We start from the raw sequence: 19,109 nt of genomic DNA on the forward strand, positions 1-19,109 counted from the left end.
GAGCGTGACGCTTGTGTCGAGTATCAGGTACAATTCCCGGCTATTTTTCGGCGGGCCCTGCCTGCAGCCTTTTTGAGTGTTCATCCGTGAGTGATTTGAGTCATATCCGCAATTTCTCCATCATCGCCCACATTGACCATGGCAAGTCGACCCTGGCCGATCGCTTCATCCAGATGTGCGGCGGCCTGGCCGATCGCGAAATGGAAGCCCAGGTCCTGGACTCCATGGACCTCGAGCGTGAGCGCGGGATCACCATCAAGGCCCACAGCGTCACCCTCTACTACAAGGCACGCGATGGCGTGACCTACCAGCTGAACTTCATCGACACCCCGGGCCACGTGGACTTCACCTATGAAGTCAGCCGTTCCCTGGCGGCCTGCGAAGGCGCGCTGCTGGTGGTGGATGCCGGCCAGGGCGTCGAGGCCCAGTCGGTCGCCAACTGCTACACCGCCATCGAGCAGGGCCTGGAGGTCATGCCGGTTCTGAACAAGATCGATCTGCCCCAGGCCGAGCCGGAGCGGGTCAAGGAAGAAATCGAGAAGATCATCGGCATCGATGCCGCCGACGCCGTGACCTGCAGCGCCAAGACCGGCCTGGGCGTGGACGAAGTGCTCGAGCGCCTGGTGACCACCATCCCGGCACCGACCGGCAATATCGAAGACCCGCTGCAAGCGCTGATCATCGACTCCTGGTTCGACAACTACCTGGGCGTCGTGTCCCTGGTGCGCGTGCGCCATGGCCGGGTGAAGAAGGGCGACAAGATCCTGGTCAAGTCCACCGGCAAGATCCACCTGGTGGACAGCGTCGGTGTCTTCAACCCGAAACACACCGCTACCGCGGACCTCAAGGCCGGTGAAGTGGGTTTCATCATCGCCGGCATCAAGGACATCCATGGTGCGCCGGTGGGCGATACCCTGACCCTGAGCTCCACGCCCGACGTGGAAGTGCTGCCAGGCTTCAAGCGTATCCAGCCGCAGGTCTATGCCGGCCTGTTCCCGGTCAGCTCCGACGATTTCGAGGACTTCCGTGAAGCCCTGCAGAAGCTCACCCTGAACGACTCCTCGCTGCAGTACACCCCGGAAAGCTCCGACGCCCTGGGCTTCGGCTTCCGTTGCGGGTTCCTCGGCATGCTGCACATGGAGATCATCCAGGAGCGCCTGGAGCGCGAATACGACCTGGACCTGATCACCACCGCGCCGACGGTAATCTTCGAGCTGCTGCTCAAGACCGGTGAAACCATCTACGTCGATAACCCGTCCAAGCTTCCGGACCTGTCCTCCATCGAGGACATGCGCGAGCCGATCGTGCGGGCCAATATCCTTGTGCCCCAGGAACACCTGGGCAACGTCATAACCCTGTGCATCGAAAAGCGCGGCGTACAGCGCGACATGCTGTTCCTCGGTTCGCAGGTCCAGGTGACCTACGACCTGCCGATGAACGAGGTGGTACTGGACTTCTTCGACCGCTTGAAATCCACCAGCCGTGGCTACGCCTCGCTGGATTACCACTTCGACCGCTACCAGTCGGCTAATCTGGTGAAGCTGGACGTGCTGATCAACGGTGACCGGGTCGATGCCCTGGCCCTGATCGTGCACCGCGACAATGCCCACTACAAAGGGCGTGCGTTGACCGAGAAGATGAAAGAACTGATTCCTCGGCAGATGTTCGACGTGGCAATCCAGGCCGCCATCGGCGGTCAGATCATCGCGCGGACAACCGTCAAGGCCCTCAGAAAGAACGTACTGGCCAAATGCTACGGCGGTGACGTAAGCCGTAAGCGCAAGCTGTTGGAAAAGCAGAAGGCCGGTAAGAAACGCATGAAGCAAGTGGGTAACGTGGAGATTCCACAGGATGCCTTCCTTGCTGTGCTCAGGTTGGATAGTTAGGTCCTATGTCACTAAATTTCCCGCTGTTGCTGGTCATCGCTGTCTTCGTATGCGGTTTCCTGGCGTTGCTCGACCTGGTGTTCCTGGCTCCGCGTCGCCGCGCTGCCATCGCCAACTATCAGGGCAGCGTCAGCCAGCCGGATGGCCTGGTGGTCGAGAAGCTGAACAAGGAACCGCTGCTGGTTGAATACGGCAAGTCGTTCTTCCCGGTGCTGTTCATCGTCCTGGTGCTGCGTTCGTTCCTGGTGGAACCGTTCCAGATTCCATCGGGCTCGATGAAGCCGACCCTGGATGTGGGCGACTTCATCCTGGTGAACAAGTTCTCCTACGGCATTCGCCTGCCGGTGATCGACAAGAAGGTCATCGAGGTCGGTGACCCGCAGCGCGGCGATGTGATGGTGTTCCGCTACCCGAGCGATCCGAACGTCAACTACATCAAGCGTGTGGTCGGCCTGCCGGGCGACGAGGTGCGCTACACCAGCGACAAGCACCTGTTCGTCAACGGCCAGCCGGTGGCGGAGCAACTGGTAGGGGCCGAGCCAGGAACCCTGGGCAGCGCGGAACTGTACAAGGAAAAACTCGGCGCCGCCGAGCACCTGATCCGCAAGGAAATGAGTCGTTATCGGGCTACCCCGGACGGTCGTTGGGTAGTTCCCGCCGGGCACTACTTCATGATGGGCGACAACCGCGACAACTCCAACGACAGTCGCTACTGGGATGACCCGAGCATTCCCAAGGACCTGCTGGGCATGGTTCCCGACAAGAATATCGTCGGCAAGGCCTTTGCAGTCTGGATGAGCTGGCCCGAACCGAAACTCAGCCACCTGCCGAATTTCTCGCGGGTTGGCCTGATCAAGTAATCACCCACGGCGCTGTTGAATACAGCGCCGAATGCTTTTCTGGCTCTTGTATAAAACCACCCGTCCCCCGGGTGGTGCGTGGCCAGGGGCATGCAATCAACGATATTCAGGATGTGGATTTGAACACAGCGTTAATTGCCACCCGCACCTCGTGCGCGGCCCATAGGATGGCGAGTTTCGGTGACGAAACCAGTGTGGGTAGATCGTGAGCGTTTCTTTGAGTCGTCTCGAGCGCCAGCTCGGTTATTCCTTCAAGGACCAGGAGCTGATGCTCCTGGCCCTCACTCACCGCAGCTTTGCCGGACGCAACAACGAGCGCCTGGAGTTCCTGGGTGATGCGATCCTCAACTTCGTGGCTGGCGAGGCGCTGTTCGAGCGTTTTCCCCAGGCTCGTGAAGGCCAGCTGTCGCGCCTGCGCGCACGCCTGGTCAAGGGCGAGACCCTGGCGGTGCTGGCCCGCGGCTTCGACCTGGGTGAGTACCTGCGCTTGGGCTCCGGCGAACTGAAGAGCGGTGGTTTCCGTCGCGAGTCGATCCTCGCCGACGCCCTGGAAGCCCTGATCGGCGCGATCTACCTGGACGCCGGCATGGAGACCGCCCGTGACCGCGTGCTGTCCTGGCTGGCCTCGGAATTCGACAGCCTGACCCTGGTGGACACCAACAAGGATCCCAAGACAAGGCTGCAGGAGTTCCTCCAGTCCCGGGCCTGTGAACTGCCACGCTACGAAGTGGTGGATATCCAGGGCGAACCCCATTGCCGGACCTTCTTCGTGGAATGCGAAGTCACCCTCTTGAATGAAAAAAGCCGGGGCCAGGGCGTGAGCCGTCGCATTGCCGAACAGGTAGCGGCCGCCGCAGCACTGATTGCCCTGGGCGTGGAGAATGGCCATGACTGATTCAACTGCAACACGCTGTGGCTATGTCGCCATCGTCGGCCGCCCCAACGTGGGCAAGTCGACGCTGCTCAACCACATCCTCGGCCAGAAGCTGGCGATCACCTCGCGCAAGCCGCAGACCACCCGCCACAACATGCTCGGGATCAAGACCGAGGGCGACGTGCAGGCGATCTACGTCGACACCCCCGGCATGCACAAGAGCAACGAGAAGGCGCTGAACCGCTACATGAACAAGACTGCCTCGGCAGCCTTGAAAGACGTGGACGTGGTGATCTTCGTGGTCGACCGCACCAAGTGGACCGACGAGGACCAACTGGTCCTGGAACGCGTCCAGTTCGTGCAGGGCCCGGTGATCCTGGCGATCAACAAGACCGATCGCATCGAGGACAAGGCCGAGCTGATGCCGCACCTGACCTGGTTGCAGGAGCAGTTGCCCAATGCCGAGATCGTCCCGGTATCGGCCCAGCAGGGGCATAACCTGGATGCCCTGGAAGGCTTGATCGCCAAGCACTTGCCGGAGAACGAGCACTTCTTCCCGGAAGACCAGATCACCGATCGCAGCAGCCGTTTCCTTGCCGCCGAACTGGTACGCGAGAAGATCATGCGCCAGTTGGGCGCCGAGCTGCCGTACCAGATCACCGTGGAAATCGAAGAGTTCAAGCAGCAGGGCAAGACCCTGCACATCCATGCCCTGATCCTCGTCGAGCGTGACGGCCAGAAGAAAATCATCATTGGCGACAAGGGTGAGCGGATCAAGCGCATCGGCATGGAAGCGCGCAAGGACATGGAGCTGCTGTTCGACTCCAAGGTCATGCTCAACCTCTGGGTCAAGGTCAAGGGCGGCTGGTCCGACGACGAGCGCGCCCTGCGCTCGCTGGGCTACGGCGACCTTTAAAGCCTCGTGCCGGCGAGTCGGCTCCGGGCAGGAGTCGACTCGCCAACGAACAGTTTCGATACTCCTTTCGGACCCGGTTCCCTCTCTATTTCCTGAGACTCCTCGCAACCATGTCCAGCAACGCCCCTGTCGGCCAACTCGCCTATGTCCTGCATAGCCGTGCCTATCGCGAGAGCAGCGCCCTGGTGGACTTCCTCACGCCCCAGGGGCGCTTGCGGGCGGTGTTGCGCAATGCTCGGGGCAAGGCCGGTACGCTCGCGCGCCCCTTCGTGCCCCTGGAAGTTGAGTTTCGTGGTAGGGGCGAGCTGAAGAATGTCGGGCGCATGGAAAGCGCCGGCGTCGCTGCCTGGCTCAATGGCGAGGCGCTGTTCAGCGGGCTTTACCTGAACGAGCTGCTGATCCGCCTGTTGCCGGCGGAAGATCCCCATCCGGCGGTGTTCGATCACTACGCCGCGACCTTGCTGGCCCTGGCCGCCGGCCGTCCCCTGGAGCCTTTGCTGCGAGCCTTCGAATGGCGCTTGCTGGACGACCTGGGTTACGGCTTCGCCCTTGACCAGGATATCCATGGCGCTCCCATCGCCACCGATGGCCTGTATCGCCTGCAGGTGGACGCCGGCCTGGAGCAGGTGTTCCTGCTGCAGCCGGGCTTGTTCAATGGCGCCGAGCTCCTGGCCATGGCCGAAGCCGACTGGAGCGCGCCCGGCGCCTTGTCGGCGGCCAAGCGCCTGATGCGCCAGGCCCTGGCTGTTCACCTGGGTGGCCGGCCACTGGTCAGTCGCGAGCTGTTTCGCAAGCCTTGAGTCCGCCGCGCTTGCCGGGTCGATGCCAAGGTGCATCGGTAAATGGCAACCAACCCCGTTCTGCCCGTATGCTGTGCGCCGAATCTTCATTTATTCAGGAGCGCTTTCGTGACCACCAGCAATCGCATTCTTCTTGGCGTGAACATCGACCATGTTGCCACCCTGCGCCAGGCCCGGGGCACACGTTATCCCGACCCGGTCAAGGCTGCGCTGGATGCGGAAGAGGCGGGCGCCGACGGCATTACCGTGCACCTGCGTGAAGATCGCCGGCATATCCAGGAGCGCGATGTGCTGCTGCTCAAGGACGTGCTGCAGACCCGCATGAACTTCGAAATGGGCGTCACCGAGGAAATGATGGCCTTCGCCGAGCGCATCCGTCCGGCGCATATCTGCCTGGTCCCGGAAACCCGCCAGGAGCTGACCACCGAGGGCGGCCTGGATGTCGCGGGGCAAGAGGAGCGGATCAAGGCTGCAGTGCAGCGCCTGTCGAAAATCGGCTCCGAGGTCTCGCTGTTCATCGACGCCGACGAGCGCCAGATCGAGGCCGCCAAGCGGGTCGGCGCGCCGGCCATCGAACTGCACACCGGGCGCTACGCCGATGCCCAGACCCCGGCCGAAGTGGCGCAAGAGCTGCAACGCATCGTCGACGGCGTGGCGGTGGGCCTGGCCCAGGGCCTGATCGTCAATGCCGGCCATGGCCTGCATTACCACAACGTCGAGGCCGTGGCGGCAATCAAGGGGATCAACGAGCTGAACATCGGCCATGCCCTGGTGGCCCATGCGCTGTTCGTCGGTTTCAAGGGGGCTGTCGCGGAAATGAAGGCGCTGATCCTGGCGGCGGCCAAGGGCTGACCAGGCGCTGCGGCAAGGTCTCAAGACCTGGCGTGATCAAGCGATCGCCGCAGCCTGGCTTCTCCGCTCCGAGGCTCGCGGCTTCAGAGCGGCGGGTTTTCCTCGGCCGGCTTGGCCTTGTTGACGCCCGGGACGTGCAGGTTGCCTTCGGCGACCTGGTCGCCCTCCAGCTGCGGCTGGGTCACCCAGGTGAGGATGTCGTAGTAGCGACGGATGTTGGCCACAAAATGCACCGGCTCGCCGCCCCGGGCATAGCCATAGCGGGTCTTGCTGTACCACTGCTTCTGCGACAGGCGCGGCAGCATTTTCTTCACGTCCAGCCATTTGTTCGGATTCAGGCCTTCGCGCTTGGCCAGGGTGCGCGCGTCATCCAGGTGGCCGGTGCCGACGTTGTAGGCGGCAAGGGCGAACCAGGTGCGGTCCGGCTCCTCGATCTTGTCGTCCAGCTGATCCCTGATGTAGGCCAGGTACTTGGTCCCGCCGCTGATGCTTTGCTTGGGGTCCAGGCGGTTGGAGACGCCCATGGCCTGGGCGGTGTTCTGGGTCAGCATCATCAGGCCGCGCACGCCGGTCTTGGAGGTCACCTCGGCCTGCCACATGGATTCCTGGTAGCCGACGGCGGCCAGCAGGCGCCAGTCGAGCTTTTGCTGCTTGGCCGAGGCCTTGAAGTGCTTCTCGTACTTGGGCAGGCGTTGCTGCAAGTGCTGGGCGAAGGTGTAGGCGCCCACATAACCGAGCACGTCCACATGGCCGTAGTAGCGGTCCTTGAGGCGTTGCAGGGTGCCGTTCTTCTCCACTTTGTCGAGGAAGGCGTTGATCTCGTTGAGCAGGCTGTTGTCGTCGCCGGCGGCCACTGCCCAGCTCTGGCTGCGGGCGTCGCCGAGGTCGAAGGCTACCCGCACGTTGGGGAAATACACCTGGTTCATCGCCAGTTCGTTGGAATCCACCAGGGTCAGGTCGATCTGCCCCTCGTCGACCATGCGCAGCAGGTCCACCACTTCCACGGCGTCCGATTCTTCGTAGGCGATAGCGGGATACTTGAGCTTGAGTTCGGCCAGTTGTTCGGCATGGCTGCTGCCCTTGAGCACCATGATGTGCTTGCCCACCAGGTCCTGGGCGGTGGTGGGGCGGGATTGGCCGTTGCGATAGATGATCTGCGGGGTGACCTCCAGGTACGGGTGGGAGAAGCGCACCTGCTGCTTGCGCTGCTCGCTGCCCACCAGGCCGGCGGCGGCCAGCACCGGGCCTTTGGGTTGGCCCAGCTGACCGAACAGGTCGTCGAGGTTGTCGGCGGTCTCGATCTTCAGCTCGACCCCCAGATCGTCGGCGAAGCGTTTCACCAGCTCGTATTCGAAGCCGGTTTCACCATTGCGATCCTGGAAGTAGGTGGCGGGACTGTTCCGGGTGATCACCCGCAGCACGCCATCCTCCTTTACACGCTCCAGGGTGCTGGGTTTTTCAACGCAGGCACCGAGCATCAGGAAGAGTCCGGTAACGATGAGCCACTTGGCGCAGCGCGGACGTAAAGCCATAGGGGAAAACATTGGCGCAGTATACGCAAAGCACAACGGCCGCCATATCTCGACAGCGAAGGGCTTGTCTGCTAGCGATTGGCGGCCTGGGCTGGAGGCCACGGGATTGGGCCTTCGGCGGCCAATGTGACGATTCAAATAACCCTTGGCGATAACCTCGATAAGCCTTTGTTATAGGGCGCCATGACCGGGCCGACGCCCGGAGGCGTGGGTGGATAGCGTTTCGAGTGCCGATGCTGGCGGTTTACGTTAGAATGCACGGCCTCAAAGCACACCCCTTCCCGAGGCTGTCCCGAAGATGTTGATCCTGCGCGGCGCTCCTGCCCTTTCTGCCTTTCGCCACAGCAAACTCCTTGAGCAACTGAGCCAGAAAGTACCGGCTGTCAGTGGCCTGTATGCTGAATTCGCTCACTTCGCCGAAGTCACCGGCGTCCTGACCGGCGACGAACAGCAGGTGCTTGCGCGCCTTCTGAAGTACGGCCCAAGCGTTCCGGTACAAGAGCCGAGCGGCCGACTGTTCCTGGTCCTGCCGCGGTTCGGCACCATCTCGCCCTGGTCGAGCAAGGCCAGCGACATCGCCCGCAACTGCGGCCTGGCGAAAGTCCAGCGCCTGGAACGGGGTATTGCCTTCTATGTGGCCGGCGAGTTCAGCGAGGCCGATGCCCAGCTGATCGGCGATGCGTTGCACGACCGCATGACCCAGGTGGTGATGGCCAACCTGGAGCAGGCAGGCGGCCTGTTCAGCCACGCCGAACCCAAGCCGTTGACCGCAGTGGACATCCTCGGCGGTGGTCGCGCCGCCCTGGAAAAGGCCAACAGCGAGCTGGGCCTGGCCCTGGCCGAAGATGAAATCGACTACCTGATGACGGCCTTCCAGGGCCTGGCACGCAACCCCCACGACATCGAACTGATGATGTTCGCCCAGGCCAACTCCGAGCACTGCCGCCACAAGATCTTCAACGCCAGTTGGGACATCGACGGCCAGGCCCAGGAAAAAAGCCTGTTCGGCATGATCAAGAACACCTACCAGATGCACAACGAAGGTGTGCTCTCGGCCTACAAGGACAACGCCGCGGTAATCGTCGGTTCCGTCGCCGGGCGCTTCTTCCCGAATCCCGAGACCCGCCAGTACGGCGCGGTGCAGGAGCCGGTGCATATCCTGATGAAGGTCGAGACCCACAACCACCCGACCGCCATCGCCCCGTTCCCTGGCGCTTCCACCGGTTCGGGCGGCGAGATCCGCGACGAGGGTGCCACCGGTCGTGGCGCCAAGCCCAAGGCCGGCCTCACCGGTTTCACCGTTTCCAACCTGCAGATCCCCGGCTTCGAACAGCCTTGGGAAGTGCCGTACGGCAAGCCCGAGCGCATCGTCGACGCCCTGGACATCATGATCGAAGGCCCGCTGGGTGGCGCAGCGTTCAACAACGAATTCGGCCGTCCGGCCCTGACCGGCTACTTCCGGACATTCGAACAGTCCATCACCACCCCCCGTGGTGAAGAAGTGCGTGGCTACCACAAGCCGATCATGCTGGCTGGCGGCATGGGCAACATCCGCGACGAACACGTGCAGAAGGGCGAGATCACCGTCGGCTCCAAGCTGATCGTCCTAGGTGGCCCGGCGATGCTCATCGGCCTGGGCGGCGGCGCCGCTTCCTCCATGGCTACCGGCACCAGCTCGGCGGACCTGGATTTTGCCTCGGTACAGCGCGAGAACCCGGAAATGGAACGCCGTTGCCAGGAGGTCATCGACCGTTGCTGGCAGCTGGGGGACAAGAACCCCATCAGCTTCATCCACGACGTCGGCGCGGGCGGCCTGTCCAACGCCTTCCCCGAGCTGGTCAACGACGGCGGCCGCGGCGGTCGCTTCGAGCTGCGCAACATTCCCAACGACGAGCCGGGCATGGCCCCGCACGAGATCTGGTCCAACGAATCCCAGGAACGTTATGTCCTGGCGGTGGGCGCCGAGGACTTCGAGCGCTTCAAGGCCATCTGCGAGCGCGAGCGCTGCCCGTTCGCGGTGGTCGGCGAAGCCACCGCCGAGCCGCAGCTTACGGTCACGGATAGTCACTTCGGCAACAGCCCGGTGGATATGCCCCTGGAAGTGCTGCTGGGCAAGGCCCCGCGCATGCACCGTTCAGCGGTTCGCGAAGCCGAGCTGGGCGATGATTTCGATCCGAGCACCCTGGACGTCGCCGAGAGCATCGAGCGTGTCCTGCACCACCCGGCCGTGGCCAGCAAGAGCTTCCTGATCACCATCGGCGACCGCACCATCACCGGCCTCGTGGCCCGCGACCAGATGGTCGGCCCGTGGCAGGTGCCGGTAGCCGACGTGGCGGTCACCGCCACCAGCTTCGATGTCTACACCGGCGAAGCCATGGCCATGGGCGAGCGTACTCCGCTGGCCCTGCTGGATGCCCCGGCGTCCGGGCGCATGGCCATCGGCGAGACCCTGACCAACCTCGCGGCCTCGCGCATCGGCAAGATCAGCGACATCAAGCTCTCCGCCAACTGGATGTCCGCTGCCGGCCACCCGGGCGAAGACGCGCGCCTGTACGACACCGTCAAGGCTGTCGGCATGGAGCTGTGCCCGGAGCTGGGCATCACCATCCCGGTGGGCAAGGACTCCATGTCCATGGCCACCCGCTGGAGCGAAGAGGGCGTGGACAAGAGCGTCACCGCGCCGCTGTCGCTGATCGTCACCGGCTTCGCCCCGGTCACCGACATCCGCCAGACCCTGACCCCGCAACTGCGCATGGACAAGGGCACCACCGACCTGGTCCTGATCGACCTGGGCCGTGGCCAGAACCGCATGGGCGCCTCGATCCTCGCCCAGACCCACGGCAAGATCGGCAAGCAGGCTCCGGACGTCGATGACGCCGAAGACCTGAAGGCCTTCTTCGCGGTGATCCAGGGCCTCAATGCCGACGGCCACCTGCTGGCCTACCACGACCGTTCCGACGGCGGCCTGCTGACCAGCGCAGTGGAAATGGCCTTCGCCGGCCACTGCGGCCTGAACCTGAACCTGGATGCCCTGGCTGCCAGCGCGGCCGATATCCCGGCCATCCTGTTCAACGAGGAACTGGGTGCGTTGATCCAGGTTCGCCAGGACGCCACTCCTAGCGTGCTCGCACAGTTCAGCGCCGCGGGCCTGGGCGACTGCGTGGCGGTGATCGGCCAGCCGGTCAACAACGGCCACATCAACATCACCTTCAATGGCCAGAACGTGTTCGCCGGCGAGCGTCGCCTGCTGCAGCGCCAGTGGGCCGAGACCAGCTACCAGATCCAGCGCCTGCGCGACAACGCCGACTGCGCCGAGCAGGAGTTCGATGTGGTCCTGGAGGAAGACAACCCGGGCCTGAGCGTCAAGCTGAGCTTCGACGTCAACCAGGACATCGCCGCGCCTTACATCAAGAAGGGCGTACGGCCCCAGGTGGCAGTGCTGCGCGAGCAGGGCGTCAACGGCCAGGTGGAAATGGCCGCGGCGTTCGACCGTGCCGGCTTCAACGCCATCGACGTGCACATGAGCGATATCCTCGCCGGTCGCGTCGACCTCAACGAGTTCAAGGGCATGGTCGCCTGCGGCGGCTTCTCCTACGGTGACGTACTGGGCGCCGGCGAAGGCTGGGCCAAGTCGGCACTGTTCAACAGCCGCGCCCGCGATGCGTTCCAGGGCTTCTTCGAGCGCAACGACACCTTCACCCTTGGTGTGTGCAACGGGTGCCAGATGATGTCCAACCTGCACGAGCTGGTCCCGGGCAGTGAGTTCTGGCCGCACTTCGTGCGCAACCGTTCCGAGCAATTCGAAGGCCGCGTGGCCATGGTCCAGGTGCAGGAGTCGAACTCGATCTTCCTGCAGGGCATGGCTGGTTCGCGGATGCCGATCGCCATCGCCCACGGCGAAGGCCATGCCGAGTTCGAAAGCGAAGAAGCGCTGCTGGAAGCCGACCTGTCCGGTTGCGTGGCCCTGCGCTTCGTCGACAACCACGGCAAGGTCACCGAGCGCTACCCGGCCAACCCCAACGGTTCGCCACGCGGGATCACCGGCCTCACCAGCCGCGACGGTCGCGTCACCATCATGATGCCGCACCCTGAGCGGGTGTTCCGTGCCGTGCAGAACTCCTGGCGTCCTGATGACTGGAACGAAGATGCGGGCTGGATGCGCATGTTCCGCAATGCTCGCGTCTGGGTGAACTGAGGCGATGTACAAGCTCAGCTTCTTCGTGCCTCCCAGCCATGTGGAGCAGGTCAAGAGTGCCGTGTTCGCCGCAGGTGGCGGACGCATCGGCACCTACGACCAGTGCGCCTGGCAGGTGCTCGGCCAGGGCCAGTTCCGCCCCTTGGACGGCAGCCAGCCGTTCCTCGGGCAGACCGGCCTGGTGGAGCGGGTGGAGGAGTGGAAGGTCGAGCTGGTGGTGGCCGATGAACTGATCCGCGACGTGGTGATGGCCCTCAAGCAGAGCCATCCCTACGAGACTCCGGCCTACGAGGTGTGGCGTCTGGAGCAGTTCTGAGGTTATCCACAGACAAAAAGCCCGCTGGACCGGAAACGGCCAGCGGGCTTTTTTATTGGCGCGCGGTTTCGCTCCTCAGGCGCTGGCACTGACCTCGCGCTGCATCAGCACCTGGAGGGCGGCTTGCAGGCCGGCGGCCCTCTCGCCGATCAGCACATGCCAGACGTCGCCTTCCAGGCGCCTTGTGCCCTGGCAGCCCAGGTTGCGTAGCGCCGCTTCCGACAAGCCACGGCTGTCGCCCAGTTGCACCCGCAGCCGGGTCAGGGCTACGCAGTCCAGTTGCAGCAGGTTGTCGCGACCGCCCAGGGCGGTGAGCCATTGCTGGGCTTCCTGGGTGGGAACCGCGATCGATACCGGGGCCGGCGTCTGCGGCAGCGGTTCGGGAGTGCTGCGCGAGGCCGGCAGGGCCTGGCGGATTTCATCGGCGAGGCTATCGGCGGTCGGGCCGACCACCACTTGCAGGCTGCAGCCCTTGCCGGGGCGTACCACGGCCATGGCACCCAGGGCCTTGAGGTCGGCGTCGCGGGCCAGGTCGCGGTCGGCCAGTTCCAGGCGCAGGCGCGTGGTGCAGGCGCCCACGGTGATCAGGTTCGCGGCGCCGCCCAGGGCCTCGATGTAGGCCGTGGCGCGCTGGTCGCTGGCCAGCTCGCTCTTGTTGGCGGTGGGGATGTCCTCGCGACCCGGGGTCTTGAGGTTGAAGCGGCGAATGCAGAAATCGAACACCAGGTAGTAGATCACCGCATACAGCAAGCCCACCGGCAACACCTTCCAGCCATTGGTGGAGCGACCCCAGCCCAGGGCCATGTCGATGGCGCCGCCGGAGAAGGTGAAGCCCAAGTGGATATCCAGCAGGTTGGTCAGGGCCATGGACATCCCGGTGAGCAGCGCATGCACCAGGTACAGCAGCGGCGCGAGGAACATGAAGGCGAACTCGATGGGTTCGGTGACCCCGGTGAGGAACGAGGTCAGGGCCATGGACAGGAAGATCCCGCCCATCACCTTGCGCCGCTCCGGCAGGGCGTTGCGGTACATGGCCAGGCAGGCGGCGGGCAGGCCGAACAGCATCACCGGGAACATCCCGGTCATGAACTGGCCGCCGTTGGGGTCGCCGGCAAAATAGCGGGTCAGGTCGCCGGTGACCACGGCGCCGGTGTTGGGGTCGGTAAAGCTGCCGAAGATGAACCAGGCCATGTTGTTGAGGATGTGGTGCAGGCCAGTGACGATCAGCAGGCGGTTGAACACGCCGAAGACGAAGGCGCCGAAGCTGCCGCTTTCCAGCAGCAGTTGGCCGAAGCTGTTGATGCCATGCTGGATCGGCGGCCAGATCAGGCCGAACACCACGCCCAGGCCCACGGCGGTGAAGCCGGTGACGATGGGCACGAAGCGCCGGCCACCGAAGAACGCCAGGTATTCCGGCAGCTTGATGTCCTTGAAGCGGTTGTACAGCGCACCGGCCGTCAGCCCGCTGATGATCCCGGCGAGCATGCCCATGTTGATGCTGGCGTCCAGCACCTTGAGGGTCGAGATCATCACCAGGTAACCGATCGCTCCGGCCAGGCCGGCGGTACCGTTGTTGTCCTTGGCGAAACCCACGGCGATACCGATGGCGAAGATCAGCGCCAGGTTGCCGAAGATCGACTGCCCGGCATCGTGGATGATGGCGATGTCCAGCAGGTCGGTGTCGCCCAGGCGCAGCAGCAGGCCGGCGATGGGCAGGATGGCGATGGGCAGCATCAGCGCCCGGCCGAGGCGCTGCAGGCCCTCGATGAAATACTGGTACATGGCGTCTCTCCTGGATTCTTGTGCTTATAGAGGCCAATGCTCGGCGCAGGCCTGGCGGACAGCGGCGGCGCCGGGCAGGTCGAGCAGGGTCTGGCTCAGATGACGGCATTGGCCGGCATCGAGCTGGCGGACCCGGTCCTTGAGTTCCCCGACCTGGGGCGGGCTGACCGACAGTTCGCTGACGCCCAGGCCGATCAGCACCGGCGTGGCCAGCGGATCGGAGGCCAGGGCGCCGCATACCCCGACCCAGCGTCCATGGCGCCTGGCGCCAGCGCAGGTCTGGGCGATCAGCCGCAGCAGCGCCGGGTGCAAGGCGTCGACCCGGGCGGCCAGCCCGGCATGGTCGCGGTCCATGGCCAGGGTGTACTGGGACAGGTCATTGGTGCCGATGGACAGGAAGTCGGCATGCTCGGCCAGTTGCTCGGCCATCAAGGCCGCCGCCGGGACTTCGATCATCACCCCCAGTTCTGGACGCTGGGCGATCCCCAGTTCGCTGGCCAGGGCATCCAGGCGCTGGCGGATATGCAGCAACTCGGCCACCTCGGTGATCATCGGCAGCATGATCCGGCAACGCTCCAGCGGCGCCACCTGGAGCAGGGCGCGCAGTTGCTGGTCCAGCAGTTCGGGGCGGGCCTGGGCCAGGCGGATGCCGCGCAGGCCCAGCACCGGGTTGGCCTCGGCCGGCAGTGGCAGGTAGTCCAGTTGCTTGTCGCCGCCGACATCGATGGTGCGGATGATCACCGGTTTGTCGCCCATGGCATCCAGCACGTCCTGATAGGCCTGGCGCTGTTCCGCCTGGTCCGGTGCGTGCTGGCGGTCGACGAACAGGAACTCGGTGCGCAGCAGGCCGATGCCGTCGGCACCACCCAGGTGGGCGTCCCGGGCCTCGTCGCTGGAGGCGACGTTGGCCGCCACTTCGATCACCAGGCCGTCACGGGTCAGGGCCGGCTCCGTGGCCTGTTGTTGCTGCAAGGCGCGGCGCTGCAAGCGAGCCCGATGGGCCTCTTGTACCTGCTGCAGGCGTTGTGGATCGGGCGCCAGTTCCAGGCGTCCGCCGTCGGCATCCAGCACCACCTGGCGACCACTGTCCAGGTGCAGGACTTCCTGGCCCAGGGCCACCAGGCACGGCAAGCCCTTGCCCCGGGCCAGGATCGCCACGTGGGAAGTCGCGCCGCCGGCGGCCAGGCACAGGCCGGCCACGCCCTGGGCGCTCAGTTGCAGCAGGTCCGAGGGGGTCAGCTCATCGGCGGCGACCAGCGCCCCGGGCGGCAGGTCGTAGTGCCAGGTTGTACCCAGCAAGGCCCGCAGCACCCGTTGTTGCAGGTCGCGCAGGTCGTTGGCGCGCTCAGCCAGCAAGGAGTTGTCCAGGCCTTGCAGCACCTGGCACTGCTCGGCGATCGCCGCGCTCCAGGCGTGGGTGGCGGCCCGGCCCTGGGCGATGGCGGCGTGCGCGGCGTCCAGCAGGGTCGGGTCTTCCAGCAGGGCCAGGTGGGCGTTGAAAATATCCTGTTCTTCCTGGTTGTGGCGCCGGCGGGCCTGGTCCAGGGTCTGGTGGATGTCGGCGCGGACCTGCTCCAGGGCTTTCTCCAAGGCTTGGCGCTGTTCATGGGGCTGGTGCTGGCCAAGGTCCTCCGGCAATTGCATGGCCTCAAGTCGCAGCAGTGGGCCGGCGATCAGCCCTGGTGCGGCACAGACCCCATGCAATACGCCGTCTTCGGCGGGGCGCCGGATGCTGGGCGCGACCACGGCGGGCGCCGGGTGGGCGTCGCTCTCCAGCGCCGTGCCCAGGGTCTTGAGCAGCGCTTGCAAGGCGGCCTGGCAATCGGCGCCCTGGCAACTGACCAGCACTTCATCCTGTTCGCCGATACCCAGGCCCATCAGGGCCACCAGGCTGGTGCAGGGGGCGCTCTTGTCCTTGAAACTCAGCTGCGATTGGCTGGCGAAGCCGGCGGCGCATTGGCGGACCAGGGCCGCGGGGCGCGCATGCAGGCCGCCGCGATGGGCAACCCGGACCCGGGCGCTGGCCTGTTCCGCCGAGCCCGGGGCGCTAGATGAGGATGCCGGGGCCTGGCTGCGTCGAGTGATATGCAACAGCGGTTCGCCGATCTTCACTGCGCCCAGGCTCAGCGGACGCTGCTCGAAGCCCTCGCTGTTGGTCAGGATCAGCAGGCTGATCAGGCTCCGGCAATGCTGCGCGACATAGTCCAGGTCGAAGCGCAGCAGAGGCTGGCCGGCGCTGACGCGCTGGCCTTCCTGGACCAGCAGCTCGAAGCCTTTACCCTTCAGCTCGACGGTATCCAGGCCCAGGTGCAGCAGTACTTCGGCGCCGTTGTCGGCGCGCAGGGTCACGGCGTGGCCGGTGCGTGCGACCTGGATCACCTGGCCGGCGCAGGGGGCGTGCAGGGTATCGTTGAGCGGATCGATGGCGATCCCGTCGCCCATGGCGCCGGTGGCGAACACCGGATCGGGAACGTTGCGTAGCGGCAAGACGGGCCCGCTTAGCGGGGCACCGAGCGTCAGGTCGTTATTGTTGTTGTGCATGGCGCAGTACTCATCGATCAAGGGGGCTTAGTGAGTGCGGGTCACTTTGCTCAGGTGCCGTGGCTGGTCGGGGTCCATGCGGCGGGCCTCGGCCAGGCCGGCGGCCATGACATAGAAGCTCTGGATCGCCAGGACCGGGTCCAGCGCCGGGTGTTCGGCCAGGCACAGGGGCAGATCCCGTTCCTGGATATCGTCCGGGGCGGCCAGCAGTACCTTGGCGCCACGCTGGCGCATGTCGGCGGCCAGGCTCAGCAGGCCGCCCTGTTCCGCGCCCCGTGGAGCGAATACCAGCAGGGGGTAGTCATGCTCGATCAGGGCCATCGGGCCATGGCGCACCTCGGCGCTGCTGAAGGCTTCGGCTTGGATCGCCGAGGTTTCCTTGAGCTTGAGTGCAGCTTCCTGGGCGATGGCGAAGCCCGCGCCACGGCCGATCACCATCAAGCGCTGGCAATTGCGCAGGGCTTCGATGGCCGGGCTCCAATCCTCGGTGGCGGCTTGCTCGAGCCCCTCGGACAGGGCCTGGCCGGCTTCGAGCAGGTGCGCGTCCTCGTTCCAGTGGCCGATCAGCCGCGCGCTGGCGCTGAGGGTAGCGATGAAGCTCTTGGTGGCGGCCACGCTCTGTTCGGGCCCGGCGTACAGCGGCAGGGAAAACTCGCTGGCCGCTTCCAGCGGACTGTTCGGGGCGTTGACCAGGCCGACAGTGAGGGCGCCGCGCTTGCGCAGCAGGCGCACGCTGTTCACCAGGTCCGGGCTCTGGCCCGACTGCGAGAAGGCGAAGACCGCCTGGCCGCTGACCCTTAGTGGCGCTTGCTGCATGGTGACCACCGACATCGGCAGGGAGGCCACTGGAATGCCTACATGCTGCATGGTCAGGTAGGCGAAGTAGCTGGCGGCATGGTCGGAACTGCCCCGGGCCACGGTCATCGCCACTTGCGGCGGTTGGCGTCGCAGGCGACCGGCCACCTCCACCAGCGACGGCTCCAGGTGCTGCAGCTGGTTGCTCACGGCGGTGTGCGAGGACAGCGCCTCTTCAAGCATCTTGGAAGTCAAGCTCTTCTCCTTCGACCATGACGGCGGTCAGTTTGAGTGCGCGGTCCAGGCGCACGCTGTCGGCCCAGCTGCCAGGTTGCAGGCGGCCGCGCGCGGGTAGGCCGAGGTAGTCGGCGGGAAACTGCGACAGGCGCTGCGAGGCTTCGGCCAGGGGCAGGCCGATCTTCACCAGGTTGCGCAGGGCCTGGTCCATGGTCAGGGTGCTGCCGGCCAGGGTGCCGTCCGGCAGGCGCACGCCGCCCAGGCACTTGGTCACCGTGTGGCTGCCCAGCTTGTACTCGCCGTCGGGCATGCCAGCGGCGGCGGTGGAATCGGTGACGCAGTACAGGCACGGGATCGAGCGCAGGGCCACGCGCATCGCCCCGGGATGCACATGCAGGAGGTCGGGAATCAGCTCGGCGTACTGGGCATGGGCCAGGGCCGCGCCGACGATGCCCGGTTCACGGTGATGCAGCGGGCTCATGGCGTTGTACAGGTGGGTGAAGCTGGTGGCGCCGGCGGCCATGGCGGCCACGCCTTCTTCATAGCTGCCCAGGGTGTGGCCGATCTGCATGCGGATCCCGCGCTCGCTCAAGGCCCGGATCAGTTCGTTGTGGCCGGCGATCTCCGGGGCGATGGTGATCACCCGGATCGGCGCCAGCTCCAGGTACTGCTCGATTTCCGCCAGCAGCGCGGTATGGGCGAAGTTGGGCTGGGCGCCGAGCTTGCCGGGGTTGATGTAGGGGCCTTCCAGGTGCACGCCCAGGACCCGGGCGGAGCCGGCGGGGCGCTGCCGGGCGTAATGGCCCAGTTGCCCCAGTACCTGGCGGATTTCCGTGCTGGGCGCGGTCATGGTGGTGGCCAGCAGCGAGGTGGTGCCGAAGCGCAGGTGGGTGCGGGCGATGGTCTCGAAGGCCTCGCTGCCCTGCATGATGTCCTTGCCGCCGCCACCGTGTACATGCAGGTCGATGAAGCCGGGCAGCAGGTAGGGCAGGTCGTTGTCGGCCGGATCGCAGGGGCTGCCATCGATGGCGGTCACCTTGCCTTGGTCATGGACCAGGTGGCCGCGGATCCAGCCCTGGGGCGTGAGTATGTTGGCTTCGGACATGGGCGTTTCTTGGCCTCCTGAAATCGGGCTCAGCGTCGCAATTCAGCGACGAAGTCGTAGTAGTCGTTGCGGCAGTAGGTGTCGGTGACTTCGATCGGCGTGTTGTCTTCCAGATAGCCGACCCGGGTCATCAGCAGCATGGCGGTGCCGGGGGCGATGCCCACCAGGGCGGCGAACTCGTCCGAGGCGTTGATCGCCTGGATGTGTTGCAGCGCCCGCACCACGGGGCGGCCGATACCGTCGAGGTACTCGTACAGCGAGTCGCCCACCGCTTCGGGGCGGGCGATGATGCGTGCCGGCAGGGTGCTCATCTCGATCGCCATCACCACATCGTCGGCTTTGCGCAGGCGCTTGAGGCGCGCCACCTTGTCGTTGGGCGACAGGCCGAGGCGGATCAGTTCTTCGTGGGTGGGCGGGG

The 19,109-nt window shown here is 65.2% G+C and carries 14 protein-coding genes; 8 read left to right on the forward strand and 6 right to left on the reverse strand.

Annotated features, from left to right (window positions below; genetic code table 11):
• Positions 1-86 precede the first annotated feature (86 nt).
• From lepA to pdxJ, 6 genes are all read left to right on the forward strand, one after another.
• Positions 87-1,886 carry a translation elongation factor 4 gene (gene lepA, locus AC3WK8_RS28645; protein WP_053134309.1) on the forward strand — a complete coding sequence of 600 codons (1,800 nt, stop codon included), beginning with the start codon at positions 87-89 and terminating at the stop codon, positions 1,884-1,886.
• A gap of 5 nt (positions 1,887-1,891) precedes the next feature.
• On the forward strand, positions 1,892-2,746 hold the full coding sequence (gene lepB, locus AC3WK8_RS28650) for a signal peptidase I (protein ID WP_016967828.1): 855 nt from the start codon (positions 1,892-1,894) through the stop codon (positions 2,744-2,746).
• Positions 2,747-2,951: 205 nt separating this feature from the next.
• A complete protein-coding gene (gene rnc / locus AC3WK8_RS28655; RefSeq protein ID WP_031320944.1) occupies positions 2,952-3,641 on the forward strand; it encodes a ribonuclease III in 690 nt (229 codons plus the stop codon).
• Complete coding sequence (era, locus tag AC3WK8_RS28660) at positions 3,634-4,536, forward strand: GTPase Era (protein WP_022642471.1); 903 nt, start codon at positions 3,634-3,636, stop codon at positions 4,534-4,536. Before rnc ends, era begins: the two co-directional genes overlap by 8 nt.
• Positions 4,537-4,646: 110 nt before the next feature.
• Positions 4,647-5,336 carry a DNA repair protein RecO gene (gene recO / locus AC3WK8_RS28665; RefSeq protein ID WP_103326446.1) on the forward strand — a complete coding sequence of 230 codons (690 nt, stop codon included), beginning with the start codon at positions 4,647-4,649 and terminating at the stop codon, positions 5,334-5,336.
• Between the two features lie 108 nt (positions 5,337-5,444).
• Positions 5,445-6,188 (forward strand): pyridoxine 5'-phosphate synthase, encoded by a 744-nt coding sequence (gene pdxJ / locus AC3WK8_RS28670; RefSeq protein ID WP_085596218.1) that lies wholly within the window; start codon positions 5,445-5,447, stop codon positions 6,186-6,188.
• Positions 6,189-6,271: 83 nt separating this feature from the next.
• Here pdxJ and mltF read toward each other — a convergent pair whose 3' ends face one another.
• On the reverse strand, positions 6,272-7,732 hold the full coding sequence (gene mltF, locus AC3WK8_RS28675; RefSeq protein WP_103326445.1) for a membrane-bound lytic murein transglycosylase MltF: 1,461 nt from the start codon (positions 7,730-7,732) through the stop codon (positions 6,272-6,274).
• Positions 7,733-8,018: 286 nt separating this feature from the next.
• Here mltF and purL point away from each other — a divergent pair, with 286 nt between their 5' ends.
• Both purL and AC3WK8_RS28685 read left to right on the forward strand, forming a co-directional pair.
• A complete protein-coding gene (gene purL, locus AC3WK8_RS28680; RefSeq protein ID WP_103326444.1) occupies positions 8,019-11,915 on the forward strand; it encodes a phosphoribosylformylglycinamidine synthase in 3,897 nt (1,298 codons plus the stop codon).
• A gap of 4 nt (positions 11,916-11,919) precedes the next feature.
• On the forward strand, positions 11,920-12,231 hold the full coding sequence (locus tag AC3WK8_RS28685; protein WP_022642476.1) for a YqfO family protein: 312 nt from the start codon (positions 11,920-11,922) through the stop codon (positions 12,229-12,231).
• A gap of 75 nt (positions 12,232-12,306) precedes the next feature.
• Here AC3WK8_RS28685 and nagE read toward each other — a convergent pair whose 3' ends face one another.
• The 5 genes from nagE to AC3WK8_RS28710 form a co-directional block, all read right to left on the reverse strand.
• Positions 12,307-14,013 carry an N-acetylglucosamine-specific PTS transporter subunit IIBC gene (nagE, locus tag AC3WK8_RS28690; protein WP_103326443.1) on the reverse strand — a complete coding sequence of 569 codons (1,707 nt, stop codon included), beginning with the start codon at positions 14,011-14,013 and terminating at the stop codon, positions 12,307-12,309.
• A 24-nt stretch (positions 14,014-14,037) separates the two neighbouring features.
• Positions 14,038-16,554, reverse strand: a complete 2,517-nt coding sequence (gene ptsP / locus AC3WK8_RS28695; RefSeq protein WP_103326442.1) for a phosphoenolpyruvate--protein phosphotransferase — start codon at positions 16,552-16,554, stop codon at positions 14,038-14,040.
• Positions 16,555-16,581: 27 nt separating this feature from the next.
• Positions 16,582-17,604, reverse strand: a complete 1,023-nt coding sequence (locus tag AC3WK8_RS28700; protein ID WP_031320947.1) for an SIS domain-containing protein — start codon at positions 17,602-17,604, stop codon at positions 16,582-16,584.
• On the reverse strand, positions 17,585-18,691 hold the full coding sequence (nagA, locus tag AC3WK8_RS28705) for an N-acetylglucosamine-6-phosphate deacetylase (RefSeq protein ID WP_103326441.1): 1,107 nt from the start codon (positions 18,689-18,691) through the stop codon (positions 17,585-17,587). The genes AC3WK8_RS28700 and nagA overlap by 20 nt, the downstream gene beginning before the upstream one ends.
• Before the next feature lie 29 nt (positions 18,692-18,720).
• Positions 18,721-19,109 (reverse strand): GntR family transcriptional regulator (locus AC3WK8_RS28710; RefSeq protein WP_146043302.1); only part of this gene is annotated, 389 nt, incomplete at its 5' end.

It is taken from the genome of Pseudomonas sp. FW507-12TSA, from assembly GCF_058781435.1.